This window comes from Bradyrhizobium sp. 190, assembly GCF_023073415.1.
In the GTDB taxonomy this organism is placed as follows: domain Bacteria; phylum Pseudomonadota; class Alphaproteobacteria; order Rhizobiales; family Xanthobacteraceae; genus Bradyrhizobium.
This window is the reverse complement of the sequence record NZ_JADPJL010000012.1, coordinates 512131-526512: the sequence shown is the minus strand read 5'-3', so window position 1 is coordinate 526512 and position 14382 is coordinate 512131. Positions and strand designations below refer to the sequence as shown.

The following is a 14382-nucleotide window of genomic DNA, read 5'->3' as shown; positions in this document are numbered from 1 at the left end:
AAGGTTCAACTAACGACAGGACGAGCCTTGTTGATATCGTGCTCGATGCCGTGCATCAGCCGCTCCAGTGACCCGTGATCAACAACTTTTCCCACTTCGAGCAGATAGCAATCGTCCGCGACACCGACGAGCCAAGCAGGAGCCTGTTCCACCACGAGCACCGTAAGACCGTGGTTCGCGAGTTCGCGGATCGTGCTGAAGAGATCGCGCGCCACAGGCGGTGCCAGCCCCGCCGACGGCTCATCAAGCAACAACACCGTGGGATTCGAGATGAAGGCGACGGCGAGGACCAGTGCCTGTCGCTGCCCGCCGCTCAGCAGCGCGGCCGCGCGGCCTGCCAAGGGCTCAAGCAGCGGAAACCACTTCCACACGTCCGCGAGGTCGCGCGGCGGCTTGCCCCGGCCCAATGCAAGGCGGCGACCCAACATGAGGTTGTCGTACACGGTCAGTGAACCGGGCAAGCGGCCGCCTTCGCGCGAGAGCGTGACGCCTTGCCGCGCGACTTGATCTGCCCGCCAGCCGCAGATTTGGACGTCATTTGCGATGACGCTTCCGGTGACATGCCGGTGAAGTCCGGCGATAGAGCGAAGCAGCGTAGTCTTTCCGGCACCATTGCGTCCGAGCACTCCGACGACGCCGCCCCTAGGGGCCGTCAGCGACAGATCCCAAAGTACGCGCGATTGCCCGTAGTACGCCGATAGGTTCGCGACGTTAAGACTCATGGCCGCGCCTCCTCGTTCGGCGCGCGCAAGTTCAGGTACGCGACGAGTGGTTCGGGCATTGGCTCGTCGACGCGCGCCGTGCACGTGACCTTGCCGGACTCCAGCAGCACAAGCTCCTCACAGATGCTGAGCAGGAACGACATGTTGTGCTCAACGACCAGGACCGAGATGCCCATGCCCTGCAATGTCTTAAGCAATTTGCCCAATCGATGCCGTTCTTCGTCGTTAAGACCAGCACACGGTTCATCGAGAAGAATCAGGTGGGGGTTGCCAACGATGGCACGCCCGACCTCTACCACTCGCTTCAGGCCAAGCGACAGCGTTTCAACAGGCAAGTTACGCACGGACTCAGGCAGTCCGATCAGACGGAATGTCGACAGCGCCTGCTTGTGCCGCCGGCGAGCCCGCCGCCGCTCGCCCTTGCCTGAAGCCAGCGCCGAAAGGATGGCGCGCGGCTCTGCGGCAACCAGTCCGAGTTCGATATTTTCGATCGTGCTGAACTCCTCGACCAATTGCGGTACCTGGAAGGTACGGCCGACTCCCGTGCGTGCCAGCTTGAATACCGGCAGGCCGCGGGTATCCGCACCGTTAATCTCGACGAAACCTGCGTCCGGACGCAGGAAGCTGGACAACACATTCAGCAGCGTCGACTTGCCCGACCCGTTCGGACCAACAAGACCGACCACGGCGCCCCGCCGCATTTCGAACTCAACGCCCTTCAGCACGTGATGGCCGCCAAACTGCTTGCTCACGCCTGAAACGCGCAGGATGTGAGGGGACGTGGCAGAGTCGCTGGCGGCGCGCAGACCATCGGCCACCTCCGACAGCTCCAGTAAGTCTGGCCTGCTCTCGATCGGAGCTACATTTGGCCGGAGAAGGCGGCGCTGGAGAGCTGCCATGATGCCGTCCGGAAAAACTATCGCTCCTACTAAAAGGCCCACGCCCAGGCCAACGGCGTTGTACGGACTGAAGGGACCCACCCAGAAACTTAGCGCCAGCAGAGGCGCCATGCCTACGACAGGGCCCCAGCGCGTCCCCGGGCCACCCAAGACCACGCCGGTCAACAGCATGAGCATCAGGTTGATACCGAACGCGTCGATCCCTACGAAGCGGCTACTGTAGGTCAGAATCACGCCAGCCATTGCAGCCGGGATGGCTGTCAGCACATAGACGACCAAACGGGTTTCCGTCAGGTTGATTCCTGTAGCCTCCGCGGCTTGACGTGCGTCGCGCAAGGCGCGCAGCCGATACCCCCATCCGGAACGCGTGAAGTTATCCAGACTCCACCATACGAGGGCTAACATCCCTAGAGCCATCTCGAACAGCGCCCAATCAGGTAGGGCGGTACCAAATAGGGTTAGCGGCCGGATCCCACTTAAACCGTCTTCTCCCCCGGTCCAAGCCGCGCCTATCACCACGATCGGCGGCAGCACAAGAACGGCGAACATCGTGATCAATGCGTAGTACCAGCCTCGCACGCGCAATCCTGGCAACATCACCAAGAGACCTGCAGCAGTTCCCACCAACACCGCGGACGGAAGGGCGAATGCCGCCGGCCAGCCGAAGACCGTATCAAGGATGCCTGCGGCGTAGGCCGCCACGCCCATAATCACAGGGTGGGCCAGGACGAACTCCCCCGCATATCCCATCACCAAGTTGAGGGCGATAGCTGCAAGGAGGTAGGCGACGACCACGACGAAGCGGGCCAGTCCAAACGAGCTGCTAGTCAGCAGTGGTGCGGTCGCGAGCGCGCAAAGGAGACACACTGCGAGAATAGTCCCCAGGCGACGAGAATTGGCTACGCTCATGCGCAAGCCCGCCAGCCTGCCCGAAGCACTGCTTAAAGGCACGTCGAAATCGAGGGCGGATGAAGCTTCTTGGCTCTGCAAGTTCATGTTCTATCCGTCATCAGATCTCGCGCGATCGAGCGGATCCGAACAGGCCCGCCGTCCCAAGGAGGCCCATGGGTCGCAACATAAGAACCGCGATGACCACCGCCCAAAGAATCGGGACTGCCAGATGCGGATCCAGGAATACCGGAACTATGCCGTAGAAGAGCCCGACGATCACCCCGCCGGCCAGCGCACCCGGAAAGCTCCCAAAGCCGCCAATAGCCATTCCGGCAAATCCGAGAAAGCCGAGTTCTTGAGCGGAGTACGCGGAGGCATTAATCACGGGCGCCATCAGGAATCCGGCCAACGCTGACAACCCGCCGGCTACCGCGAATGACAATGTGACCACCTTCCGGGTGTCAATTCCCATCAGCAATGCACCTTCGGGATCCTCTAGCGTCGCCCGAAATATGTTGCCCAACGCAGTGCGCCGAATGATGCGGTCCACCAGGATCGTCAGGCCAGCACCTGCAACGATCATCACGATGTAAATGGGCCTGATCGGCACGGAACCCGCATGGACGGGCGTGTCCGTCACATACGAAGGCACCACCCAGGCTTCGCCGCCGAATACGAGTGCAACCAGCGCATTCGCAGCCGTCCCCAGACCAATCGTCGTCAGGATCGCCGTGTGTGCGAATGAGCGTGACCGGCCCATCGCAGGCCAGACGGCTACGAAGTACGTGATCAGGCCGCCCAATACCCCGATGCCCACAAGTGCGGCGACAACGGCGAGGATCGGCCAGCCAAGGTTCACGCCAAGCAGGTAAGCCAGGACGGCGCCAGCCATCACCAGAGTGCCCTGCGCGAAGTTGAACACTCCGCTCGCCGCAACTACGAGGGTCAGACTGGTCGAGATGAGGACGAACATGCTGGCGAAAGCCAACCCAGTGACGACGCCGAGCATCAGTGCGGTAAACGTCATGCACGCCCCCGCATCCAAAGAGTGACAGCGAATGCGCATGGCCGGACCGCATGAGCGCGCGCCCCAAGGCGGGTCAATGCAAATGGCAGTCTCCGCCTCCAGTTGTCTCTCCCTGTCACATTGTCTCCTTTGGCCCATGATCAGGGCTCTCTTCCCCCAATTCTGTCACTTGTTGGTCGTATGTCAAGTTTTTTAATCAAGACCGTTCAGGAACCTGAGCGCGGGACAGCGCGCCTTTTCAAGCTCGCGAGTCATCCGGCGCACCCTGATTGGCCAATGGCACCTCGTCACCCGCAAATATCTGCCGCTCTATATTAGGAGCTGGCCTACCGCTGAAATCTTCGGCATGGCGGCTGCGATCTGCACAGCGTGCTGCATTTAGCGGTCAAGTCTTGACCCGAACATATTCGGCCAAGGAACGCCTGGGTACGGGCGTGCTTTGGATTGACCAGCATCTCATCGGGCGGGCCTTGCTCGACCACGATCCCCTCGTCCACGAACACAACCCGGTCGGCAGTTGCCCGCGCAAAGCCAATTTCGTACGTGACCACGATCATGGTCAGCCCCTGACCAGCCAGATCGCGCATCGTGGCCAGCACCTACTTTCGGGACCGAGCGCTACTGGGCGTTCGATGTCTGTCGAACATGGAATCGGTCTTCCAAAAACGGGGCTTCCTAACGCGCCCCCCTCCAGTCTCTAATGATGCCTTGAAGCAGGCTGCTATCCGTCTTGACTACCAAATTGCCAACTTATCGCCCGTAAGTCGCGGTAGTCAGTTCCTTGAATTGGGGCACCTCTCTTGGAAATCGTCGGTAGTGAACATTCTCATTCCCTCATATCCGCTATCCCGAGAGCTTCTTCCAACGATTGATCCGCGCTAACGTAGATTTGCCTCTTTATGGCCTCCAGCGACCTGGGAGATGCATTTTGGGCCAAACTCAACGCGAATGACTTCGCCTCTTGAAGCAGCTTGTCGGGCTCGCAAACACGAGTGACCAAACCGCATTGAAGCGCTTGAGCGGCGGAGATGCAAGGCGACGAGAACGAAGCACCAGACGCACACGCAGATCCCATCAGGCGGCGAAGTAGCCGGGCTATCCCATGCTCTGCAATTTGGCCTCGTGGGCCGAAGGAGGTAATGAAGACGGCATTTTCCGCGGCAAATCTTATGTCGCAGTATAACGCCAGAGCCAGGCCGAGCCCCGCGGCTGATCCGTTGATAGCTCCGATGATGGGTTTGGCCACTGAGCGAATGAATGAGCATTCGCCTAGAGGATCGTTCAATGCGCTCGAAGTGTGGCCTGGCGCCTCAAGAGTGCCATCGAGCAGCCTCAAATCGGCGCCGGCGCAGAAGCTGCGCCCTGCCCCTGTCAGGACGATGACACTGACGTCCTCACGCTCACCGGCATCGTATAAAGTCTCTCTCAACTCACGAGCCATGATGGGCGTCCACGCATTCAGCCTTTCGGGCCGATTCAACACGATCGTCGCGACCCGCTCCTCAACAGTATAAATGATGACCCGGCCGCTACCCATGTGACCTCCTGCAAACGCTGTTCGGCTCGAGTTAAATCGCTCCGAACACGACTTGATCAATCGAAGGCATTCCTCGCGTGCTGCGGATAAGTGAGTGCAGTTTTCCAGCGGTATCTGGTCAGGTACGAGGCAGCTGGAGAGGCAACTCCAACAAGTGATACTGCGTCATTTATCCACGCTCCGCGATAAGCACTTGCTGGTCGGCTATCTAGCAATTTTGCGGGTCACCAATCAAGTAATTTAAGAGCAGCTTTGGCAGTGCCGCGCGATTAGTCGGGATGCCGGTGCGAGTGGCCGCGGTTCTGACTTCGTCATCAGTTCCCACGCGTCGCGTAGGTGCGGCTCGACGCGGCCGGCAGCGACGCCAGCATTTCATTCTTCAGCACCTTGCCCATGGTGTTGCGGGGCAGATCGTCGACCACGATCACCTGTTTGGGAACCTTGTAGTTCGCAAGGCTGCTCTTGACCCTTTGAATGACGTCTTGACGGCGGGCGGCCGGTTCGTGTCAGCCGGGATGACGAAGGCGACGACGCACTCGCCGAAGTCGGCATGTGGTCTGCGCACGACGACGGTCTCCCGAACAGACGGCATCTCGTCGATCACCGCTTCGACTTCAGCGGATACTCGTATCATTACAACGATATCGTAGCAGGCCAAGCCGCTGCGCCCGGCTCGCTTGCGGTCCTCGAACTGCAAGGTACCGAAGTCACTTCAGATCCCACACACGTTCCATTGCATCATCGAATTTTCGAACTGTGCGCAAGATCACGCGTACGCGTATGGCGAGCAGGCGGCGCCGACCTTGGAGCCACAATAGGAGCCGTTTCCGAATCACTTTCCGATCCTTCTGTCCGAGCCGATCCAGACGATAGGTTCGCGTCAATTCCCACGCGACGCCTGAGGCGCGTCAAACATAAGTTGCACATCTGACACTCACCATGGATTGCGGGATCACGCACACTTGAATGGCCCGTTGAGTTCTCGTTGAAGCGTTCGGACGCGTCCGTCACTCTCGCAAGAGGGAATATGTGAGAGCAACGCCTGCACCTTGCAGTAAGAGAATTCGGCCGAATTGACGTATCCGATGATCCGGGCGGCAGCCACCCTGTCCTCATTCCAAGAAAAGGGGCCGGCACCGAGGTGCCGGCCCAGCATCAGCGACAATGCTCGTCATCGCCGTCTCCGGGAGGAGAAACAAGAAAGCGTTGAAGCGAACGACACGCCTGCTACCGCCCAATGATCTTTATCAAATCCCCAGTTACGTTGCAAGTAATGCTTATCTAAATAGTTCACCTAACATATCTATCAGATTGACTGGAACGTTGACTGCTTAGCAGCATCCGCCGAACGTGCGCGGGTAACCGCCTACTTTGTGCCGGCCGATCTTCCGGATATCAATACGACCGAACACGAAATTCTCTCGCTCGAATTCTAGAAGCGTTCGTTGCTAAAGAATTGCAGCCTTGGTTGAAGGCTTTTCCTGACAATTACTACGCTGGATTGTTCCGGTTGCGCGGCCTCGATTATTCGGCCGAATCCGTCAAGCGGCCTCAATACTTTGGCACGCTCACAAACGACATCGCATACAAGCGGCTAGCTCCCGGCGTTTTGAATGAATTAAAGGAGGTTACTCTCAAAACGGAGAGTGGCCGATGTAAAGGGGCTTTGTCACAAGGGCTGACGCATAATATCGGCTATCAGAAACTTGGAGAACACCTTGGTGCGATCGTAGCCTACATGTCTGCAAGCAGTGACTACTCGATTGTATTAGGAAGCTAGCTCAGCTTCGCCCCGCTATGGTGAGCAGTATCAATTGCCATTCGACGACGAACCGGAAAAAGACAACGGCGCGGTCTTTAAAATGAAGCGGTCTTTAAAATGAAAGAGGCCGCCAACTGAGGCAGCCTCGTTCACTGCCCTTTCACGTAAACCTCAACCTTGCTCGCCATCGGACCAACTGCGGCGATAGCCGCCTTCAATTGCTCCTCGGTGCAGCCAAAGCGATCCGTCCAATATTGGACCCGATCCGGCTTCTCCGTATCTACCGGTTCGTCGCGAGCGGGGATCGCTTCGCCCTTATTACCTAAGCTGGTTGGCACTGGCTGTTCCTTCTCTTGAAGGATATCTAACCCTGTTCGGTAAACCGTTCCTGCGGTTCCCAAATCAAACTAGGCCACTGTCTATCTTAAACTAGGCCACTAGGGGTACAGGCCAGTACCGAAAAGTGGGGCCGCTTCGCTCAATTGTCTTGTGGCGTTTGCGTCATAATACCGCATTAACGAACTTGAGTTGAAAGATCTGATCCTCCGCAGAAGCCTCTACCCAGCTACGCTGTAAGAACTCTGGCAGTAGAGTGAGCACCGATTTCAGCTCTTCGATCGAGACCCGGATGATCGGGTTGTTGTTGCTTAAGCTCGTTTATGGCCTGTAGAAGACCGCCTCGATCACTGCTACCTCAAAGGCCGCGCCGGCGATGCCGTCAACATCACACGCTCCGCTGTCGGCGACAACTTCCGCGGCATCCACACCTTTCTGAGGATATTTGTATCCCGCCGCTCGGCGCCTCGGTACGCATCCTGGCTCCGTCACGACGACGCGAACCTAATCGCCGCATTTGCTTTTTGTCGCCTGCAGTCCGTTGGCGATCCGCAACGTCTGATCGGGCCTTTCTCAAAAATCGAAATCCGACGCGAGTTTCAGGCAAGCCTTCTCAAGACGATTGTCAAGCGTGGCGAGTTTCGTACTGAACACGATCAGTTCCTTCTCGTCGAACTCTTTAAAAACGAATTCTTTGATCGCGCCGTACTGTGCGTCAAGGCTTGCGAGATTCTTCCGCGTCTTTTCGGTCAGCGACATCTGAACCACCCTGCCATCGATAGGCGATGACAGGCGGCGTAGCAGGCCTTTCTGCTCCAGACGCTTGGACTGGGTGGTGACGAACGACGGATCGACGTGAAGCAGCTTCGACACCACCTTGACCGGCACGCCGCCGTCCTTTTCGAGATCGGAGATGGCAATCAGGATCATCCATTGCGGACCGCTGATGCCAAGGGTCTTGGCCCAGATCTGGCGGACCTCCCCAAGGCGACAGTTAATGGAGGAAATCTGTAACGTGAAGCGCTTGATGATGTCCAAATTTTCGATCTCGCGTTGTCGTATCTTGTTCTTCCTCATCGCTGACACAGCTTCCCTTCCTCACGCCGTTAGCAGCTTCACTGTTCCTGATTGTCGTTGCCTTTGCGGTGAAGACGATTGTTCGGGCAAGTCTTCGCGCCCGACGTGCGGCAAAACTGCGCCTACGAAGAGAGCAAACCAGTAAACAGCAATACCAACACGGCAGCGGAGGAAATAATGATCCCGGCGGCCGTGTAATGTTCGGCATCGATTGCAAGGGCGATTCTGTCGGATGGCTTGGTCGCAAGCGACACCTCGGATATGCCAAATGCAAAAAGCGCCTGAGCACTGAGTTCGTTCGAATCTGGTTGTTCTATCATCTTCAGATACCTCTCCAACCTTCCCTCCGATCTTCGGGAGTAATTGCGATGTCACTTAACTAACATAGTTTTCTGACAAGGTCACTAAACTAATATATGTTCTAAACATCCCCGGAGGCTCGATCGGATAAAGCCCGTCGGCATTACGTCTTTGTTTTTAGTTGAACCAATGAAGCTCCGCTCCGCCACGCCGAACGCTCTTGGTTGTGCGGCACCCCACCCGACGCCAACCTCCCATCATCGGCCGAGGACATCGCTTGAAACATCGTCCTATTTTGCCGGCAGGCTAAACTGGAACGCGGCCCCCCGCGGCTTATTCGCGGTGACCCATAGCCGCCCTCCATGCGCCTCGATAATCGAACGACAGATGGCCAAGCCCATTCCCATTCCCTCGGGCTTGGTGGTGTAAAAAGCCTCGAAGAGGCGATCCACCATGTTCGGGTGCACGCCCGCTCCCGTATCCCGCACAGATACGAGCACGCAGTCAGAGACTTCACTCGAAGTGCTAATAGAGAGCTCCCCCGTCTCCTCGACCAGACAACTCATCGCGTCCCGGGCGTTCATGATAAGGTTCAGAAGCACCTGTTGCAGCTGCACGCGATCGCCTTCGACGAGCGGTAAACACGTCGCGAGGTCTGTCTGCAGGGAGAGACCGTGCTTTAGCACTTCGCTCCGGATCAGGGCGATGACATCAAGGACAGCGTTGTTGATGTCGATGCTCTCTCTGCGAAGCGGTGCCTTGTTCACAAGACCACGAATTCGCCCAATGACCTCTCCTGCCCGTGCTGCATCGTCAACGATCAGACCTAGGGACTGACGGACCTCCTGAAGATTGGGCGGGTCCGCGCTGAGCCAGCGCAAAGCCGCCTGCGCATTCGTTACCGCCGCAGAAATTGGCTGGTTGACCTCGTGGGCAATCGAGGCCGTGAGTTGCCCCATAGTTGCGACGCGATTGGCGTGCGCGAGCTCCGCCTGGGCCGATCGCAAAGCTTCCGATGCCAATGCATAGTCCGTAAGGTCGCGAAAAGTCGTTAGGATCGCTTCTACTTGGTCCGACTTGGAGCGCAAAGGCGAATGGCTTACCGAAATATACCGTCGGGTGTCAGGGTACGTAAACCAGCCGACATACGAGACTTCTTCCCCCTCGAAACATCGGTCGTGTTTCGGCTTGATCGTCTGCTCAAAGACCTCGGCTCCTAAGGCTTCAGCCACGTGCATTCCAACAAGCTCCTTCGCCGATCTCCCTGAGATACGTTCGAAGCCCGGATTAACGCGTTGGTATCGGTAGTCGCGCCCGATGATGCAGATTCCGTCCGGTGAACGCTCAAAAACCAGCTGCGTTAAATGCTCGGCCCGTCTGAGATCAGTAATATCCTGGACCGCACCGAACACGCTGAGAGGTCGACCAGACGCGTCCCTCATGAGTTCACCTTGACTGCGGACAAAGCGCACCTCACCGTCCGGCCTCACTATGCGGTAATTTACGTCGTAGCGGGCACCGCCGCGTAGCGCCTCCGCTACCGCCGAGCCCCACATTGCCCGATCCTCGGGGTGAATCCGCTCGGCGACTTCCTCAATCGCTACGGCGCCTTCTCGCGGCGCGAGGCTAAAAATGCGACACGCTTCGTCTGAAAAGATGATCCGTTTTGTTCTGAGGTCGCGCTCCCAATGGCCGACATGGGCAACACGTTGCGCTTCTTCGAGCATCCCTACCCTCCGCCGTAGCTCATGCGGTACCTCTTTGAGGCGGCGCGCAGCAGCTGGACGGATTAGTCGGTGCCACAACATGAGTGTACCCTCCACACCATCGCGGATTAAGAAGAGGGTTTCTTATAGGTAGTCGATCATACGGCCCTTCCGGAATCGTAGCAACCGGCTTGGAGTAGTCACAGGGACCCGCCGGGCGGTTGATTCAAGCACGTCTGCCCAGACGACGAAGTCAGAAGAACGCCTGCCGAGGAGCACCTCGGCTAATCGGTGTGGCCGACTGGCTTTCATTGGACGCCCAAATGAATGTTGTTATCTTTGACGAACGTTTCCCAGAACTTGATCTCGTCGCGCATAAACTCCTGAAACTCGAGCGGGTTCTTAAAATCTATTACGAAGCCCAAGTCGGCGAGACGTCTATGAGTTGTAGGATCTGAGATAGTTTTCTCCAGGGCGCGACTCAGGGCTTCGATGATGTTAGACGGAGTCTTGGCCGGAGCCAGGAGTCCGATCCAATATCCCGCTTTCATCGGGATACCAACCTCTTTCATTGTAGGCACATTCGGCAACATTTGAATTCGCGACGTTGCGGCGATCGCAAGAGGTTTAAGCGCCCCCACATCGTAGTGTTGTTTCGAAACCGTAACGCTCAGAAACATCGAGTCTATGTGGCCGGCAAGGAGATCGTTGATAGCCGGTGCGCCCCCTTTATACGGAATATGGTTCAGCTCTGTTCCAGTCAGGGACTTGAATAGTTCGCTCGCCAGGTGTGCGGCGCTTCCGGAACCGAGGGAGCCGCACGAAAGAGGATCGGATTTTCTTGTCTTTGCGAGCGCAACGAACTCCGATACCGAGTTCACTGGGATGTCCTTGCCCACGGTTAGGATAAGGGGAGTACTGCCGATCAACGCAATTGGCGAGAAGTCTAAGACAGCGTCATACGAAAGGTTTTTTATAGCCAGCGGGTTAGTTGCGTGACTGTCGGTTACAGCTACTATTGTATAACCATCGGCCGGCGAGCGAGCTGCGACTGCGGTCGCGATGGAGCCAGCCGCTCCAGCTCTGTTTTCGATTACGATAGGCTGGTGCAGCTCATTCGTAAGACGCCCCACCACAATCCGCATGACCGTATCGACCAGGCCGCCGGCTGGAAATGGCACCAGCAACTTTATCGGTGCAGTCGGGTATTCTGCAGCAGGGGCCGACGTATTGTAGGTAATCCCGATGGCGAACAGACCCACTACCGCAGCAATCACCTTCGTCATCGTAAACCCTTACCAAGTCCGATAGCACATTTTGTCTGTGGCTCCAGCCCGTGATGGCTGCTGCATCCCCTCAGCTGAAGATGATGTCCGCCATCCGACGGAGGATGTCCAGATTTTGGAAAGGGTGCATCAGGCGGCGCAGAAATTCTTAAGACTTCGACGAACTCCGCCTCGCTAACGCTCACGAGACATCTGCCTTCAAAGACATTCGACTTGGCGCGAGCCTGGCCTGATGCGCGCATGAGACATATGCTGCACATAGTAGGTGGTGTCTTTCTACGATGGAGTTAGGGTAACGTGCACCGCGTCTCCGCTGTCGGGATTTTCTCGACCAAGTGTTCGCACAGCGTCGGTCACATTTTCGAGCGAGAAAGAATGCGAACAGAGCATTTGAAGGGAATTACCCTCTTTCTCAATCATGTCGATCGCCATTTCCGTCGATTGCCACCCGGCGCTCAGCACGCCGACGAGTTCAATCTCGCGAAGTACGACATTATCGATCGGCAGACCGTTCAACTTGTTATTGCTCTTGAGGCCGGCAAGTACGACGCGACCACCGCGCTTCACCATATCGATCGCTTGCAGTATGGGCGCCATGGCGCCAGACGACACATCGAGCACGACATCCGCCAGTTTGCCCTTGGTCAGCTCAACTACGCTGGCCACCGGATCTTGCTCGTCGACGTTTATCGTTGCCGTTGCTCCGAGGCGTGAAGCGAGCTCCAGGCGAGCGGCATCGGCGCGCGTGCCAGTGACGATGATGTTGGCGGCCCCGACCCTCTTTGCAGTAGCAACGGCGAGCAATCCCCGCTGTCCGGGCCCTTCGATCACCACCGTGGATCCCAAGCCAACTCCGCCAACTTCGTAGATCCAGCGAATGGCATTCGATAGAGGATTGACGAGGGTCATGAGGTCCGTCGGAATGGTTGACGGTAGCTTATGCACCATCGTGCGCGGATGGAGATAAACATGCGTCGCGTAACCACCCCACAACGACGGCGCAACGTCCGTGCTCTGATAGAGGCCATAGCCCAAGTCGGATTGGCAGCGGGTGTAGGCACCGCTAACGCAATCTTCACAATGTCCACATGGGATGATCGGTTCGATGGCGACGCGATCGCCTTCCTTCACATTCCAGAGCTTGGACGCTTTGGGGCCAATCCGATCGATGAGCCCCATCACCTCGTGTCCAGGAATAATGGGCATACCGCCGCCCCAATCTTTCAGATGTCCGAGCCATTGGTCGTAGTCGGTACCGCAGAGGCCGCACGCCTCTACGCGCAGCACCGCATCATCTTCGCCGACGTCGGGAATTGGAAATGCACGGAACTGAAAGTTTTTCGGAGCTTCGAGTACCGCCGCGAGCGCTTCTGCCATTGATAACCTCGGACTAGATAGGAGTTGCAGATCAACAGAACCCGCGCCGCGGAGCCGGACGAACGCGTCTCAGGTGTTTTCACTCGTGGCGAGCAAAGCGTTCCTCAACCACCCCCATACGAGAACGAACCAGGTCAAGATCACGGGGCTCCCTTCTCCGACGGAGCATCCGCATGGAACCCAGCAGCCCTCGCCGACGCTATCGTAGTACCACGTCTCTATGCACCAGCTCGCTTTGGGTCGGTTCATTGCACAACCGCCGAAGTTGAGAGCGACGATGCGTCGAAAGGTAGCTTTCCAAGCATGAGTCGCTTTGCCTCGCGTAACTCTCGAGGACTGTTGAAAGCTGCGACCGCGTTGATGCGCTGGTTCGCGACGAAAAACTGAACAAAGCGGCCTGTGCAAGGGTCGCCCTTGACGAAGATCCTGTCCGATCTGTCAGGAATTCCCAAGAGCTGAAAATTGAGATCGAACTGATCGGACCAAAACCATGGAAGCTCGCGATGCCTCGACTCTTCGTCGAGCATTGCCTTGGCAGCGGCAATTCCCTGATTCTGGGCGTTTTGCCAAGATTCGAGACGGTGTCGCGGACCGACCACATCCACCGGCTGGCTAGCTACATCTCCCGCCGCAAAAATATCCGGATCAGAAGTGCGCGTAGTTTCGTCGACAACAATGCCGTTGTCCACACTTAGCCCGCATTCCACGGCCAACTCTACGTTCGGTTCTACGCCTATTCCTACTACAACGTTCGAAACCCGAAGAGAGCTGCCGTCAGCAAAGACAGCGCGTTCGACGACCTCGGGACCCTTCAGAGAAACAAGCTTCGCACCAAGCCTCACATCCACGCCGCGAGCCGTATGCAAGTCCAGGAAATACGTCGCGGACTGCTTGGGCAACGACCGACCACACAACTGATCAGTGGCCTCGACGAGAGTGACCGGTACACCTAAGGTGACCGCGGCAGCCGCCACCTCAAGTCCGATCCAGCCGCCGCCCACCACCAGCAAGCGCTCCGCCGACGCCAGGGCCTGGCGGATGGTCAGACAATCCTCAATGGTACGGAGATAGTGAATGCCAGGGAGATCGGTGCCGGGAAGAGCCAGTCTTCGCGGCCGCGCGCCTGTAGCAAGGAGCAGCCGGTCATATGGGATCCTACGGCCATCCTGAAGGCGGAGCTCATGTCTCGACCGGTCTATCGCTGCGGCAGAGGACGCGCAGTGGAAGTCTATTTCGAGGTCCTTCAGCTTTTCAGACGACCAAAGGTAGCTACTTGAAGAGGGCTTCCCCGAAACTAGAAGTTCCTTCGAAAGCGGCGGACGCTCGTAGGGAGGGTGGGCCTCTTGCCCGACCAGGACGATCCGGCCAGAAAAGCCTCTCTCTCGCAGCGTCCTCGCAGCCCATCCGCCCGCCTGCCCACCGCCTACGATAACGAATTGACGTCTTGCAGTCTGCATCGGCC

General features: G+C 57.5%; 14 protein-coding genes and 2 pseudogenes. 1 reads left to right on the top strand and 15 read right to left on the bottom strand.

Annotated features, from left to right (window positions below):
• Window positions 1-5: 5 nt before the first annotated feature.
• The 7 genes and pseudogenes from IVB22_RS11605 to IVB22_RS41885 all read right to left on the bottom strand — a co-directional run bounded on the left by IVB22_RS11605 (window position 6) and on the right by IVB22_RS41885 (window position 5668).
• On the bottom strand, window positions 6-722 hold the full coding sequence (locus IVB22_RS11605; RefSeq protein ID WP_247517449.1) for an ABC transporter ATP-binding protein: 717 nt from the start codon (window positions 720-722) through the stop codon (window positions 6-8).
• A complete protein-coding gene (locus IVB22_RS11600) occupies window positions 719-2617 on the bottom strand; it encodes an ATP-binding cassette domain-containing protein (protein WP_247517448.1) in 1899 nt (632 codons plus the stop codon). The genes IVB22_RS11605 and IVB22_RS11600 overlap by 4 nt, the downstream gene beginning before the upstream one ends.
• A 13-nt stretch (window positions 2618-2630) precedes the next feature.
• The gene (locus tag IVB22_RS11595) at window positions 2631-3539 is read right to left on the bottom strand and encodes a branched-chain amino acid ABC transporter permease (protein ID WP_247517447.1); all 909 of its coding nucleotides are present in this window, start codon (window positions 3537-3539) and stop codon (window positions 2631-2633) included.
• Between the two features lie 407 nt (window positions 3540-3946).
• Window positions 3947-4138 (bottom strand): annotated as a pseudogene (locus IVB22_RS11590) (ectoine/hydroxyectoine ABC transporter ATP-binding protein EhuA); the annotation flags it as partial.
• 227 nt (window positions 4139-4365) lie between these two features.
• Window positions 4366-5076, bottom strand: coding sequence for an enoyl-CoA hydratase-related protein (locus tag IVB22_RS11585; protein WP_247517446.1), 711 nt, complete (start codon window positions 5074-5076; stop codon window positions 4366-4368).
• Window positions 5077-5390: 314 nt separating this feature from the next.
• Window positions 5391-5552, bottom strand: coding sequence for a hypothetical protein (locus IVB22_RS41360; protein ID WP_374207524.1), 162 nt, complete (start codon window positions 5550-5552; stop codon window positions 5391-5393).
• Window positions 5501-5668, bottom strand: a complete 168-nt coding sequence (locus IVB22_RS41885; protein WP_374207523.1) for a hypothetical protein — start codon at window positions 5666-5668, stop codon at window positions 5501-5503. Before IVB22_RS41885 ends, IVB22_RS41360 begins: the two co-directional genes overlap by 52 nt.
• A 735-nt stretch (window positions 5669-6403) precedes the next feature.
• Between IVB22_RS41885 and IVB22_RS41880 the strand changes: the two genes are divergently transcribed.
• Window positions 6404-6856, top strand: coding sequence for a P63C domain-containing protein (locus IVB22_RS41880; RefSeq protein ID WP_374207522.1), 453 nt, complete (start codon window positions 6404-6406; stop codon window positions 6854-6856).
• Between the two features lie 131 nt (window positions 6857-6987).
• Here IVB22_RS41880 and IVB22_RS11580 read toward each other — a convergent pair whose 3' ends face one another.
• From IVB22_RS11580 to IVB22_RS11550, 8 genes and pseudogenes are all read right to left on the bottom strand, one after another.
• Window positions 6988-7176, bottom strand: a complete 189-nt coding sequence (locus IVB22_RS11580; protein WP_247517445.1) for a DUF3606 domain-containing protein — start codon at window positions 7174-7176, stop codon at window positions 6988-6990.
• 571 nt (window positions 7177-7747) lie between these two features.
• Window positions 7748-8260, bottom strand: a complete 513-nt coding sequence (locus IVB22_RS11575) for a MarR family transcriptional regulator (protein ID WP_247517444.1) — start codon at window positions 8258-8260, stop codon at window positions 7748-7750.
• 113 nt (window positions 8261-8373) lie between these two features.
• A complete protein-coding gene (locus IVB22_RS11570; RefSeq protein ID WP_247517443.1) occupies window positions 8374-8571 on the bottom strand; it encodes a hypothetical protein in 198 nt (65 codons plus the stop codon).
• 270 nt (window positions 8572-8841) lie between these two features.
• Complete coding sequence (locus IVB22_RS11565; RefSeq protein WP_256467412.1) at window positions 8842-9906, bottom strand: ATP-binding protein; 1065 nt, start codon at window positions 9904-9906, stop codon at window positions 8842-8844.
• A gap of 24 nt (window positions 9907-9930) precedes the next feature.
• Window positions 9931-10278 (bottom strand): annotated as a pseudogene (locus IVB22_RS41355) (PAS domain-containing protein); the annotation flags it as partial.
• Between the two features lie 287 nt (window positions 10279-10565).
• Window positions 10566-11543, bottom strand: a complete 978-nt coding sequence (locus IVB22_RS11560) for a tripartite tricarboxylate transporter substrate binding protein (protein WP_247517441.1) — start codon at window positions 11541-11543, stop codon at window positions 10566-10568.
• Window positions 11544-11819: 276 nt separating this feature from the next.
• Window positions 11820-12920, bottom strand: coding sequence for a zinc-binding dehydrogenase (locus IVB22_RS11555; protein WP_247517440.1), 1101 nt, complete (start codon window positions 12918-12920; stop codon window positions 11820-11822).
• A gap of 245 nt (window positions 12921-13165) precedes the next feature.
• Entirely contained in the window at window positions 13166-14377 is a 1212-nt protein-coding gene (locus IVB22_RS11550) for an NAD(P)/FAD-dependent oxidoreductase (RefSeq protein ID WP_247517439.1), read from the bottom strand.
• Window positions 14378-14382 lie beyond the last annotated feature (5 nt).

Excerpts from the sequence above, each read along its gene's own strand:
- IVB22_RS11570 (WP_247517443.1), bottom strand. The coding sequence starts at position 8,571 with ATGATAGAACAACCAGATTCGAACGAACTCAGTGCTCAGGCGCTTTTT.
- IVB22_RS11560 (WP_247517441.1), bottom strand. The coding sequence starts at position 11,543 with ATGACGAAGGTGATTGCTGCGGTAGTGGGTCTGTTCGCCATCGGGATT.
- IVB22_RS11595 (WP_247517447.1), bottom strand. The coding sequence starts at position 3,539 with ATGACGTTTACCGCACTGATGCTCGGCGTCGTCACTGGGTTGGCTTTC.
- IVB22_RS41885 (WP_374207523.1), bottom strand. The coding sequence starts at position 5,668 with ATGCCGTCTGTTCGGGAGACCGTCGTCGTGCGCAGACCACATGCCGAC.
- IVB22_RS11585 (WP_247517446.1), bottom strand. The coding sequence starts at position 5,076 with ATGGGTAGCGGCCGGGTCATCATTTATACTGTTGAGGAGCGGGTCGCG.
- IVB22_RS11600 (WP_247517448.1), bottom strand. The coding sequence starts at position 2,617 with ATGAACTTGCAGAGCCAAGAAGCTTCATCCGCCCTCGATTTCGACGTG.
- IVB22_RS11605 (WP_247517449.1), bottom strand. The coding sequence starts at position 722 with ATGAGTCTTAACGTCGCGAACCTATCGGCGTACTACGGGCAATCGCGC.
- IVB22_RS11550 (WP_247517439.1), bottom strand. The coding sequence starts at position 14,377 with ATGCAGACTGCAAGACGTCAATTCGTTATCGTAGGCGGTGGGCAGGCG.
- IVB22_RS11555 (WP_247517440.1), bottom strand. The coding sequence starts at position 12,920 with ATGGCAGAAGCGCTCGCGGCGGTACTCGAAGCTCCGAAAAACTTTCAG.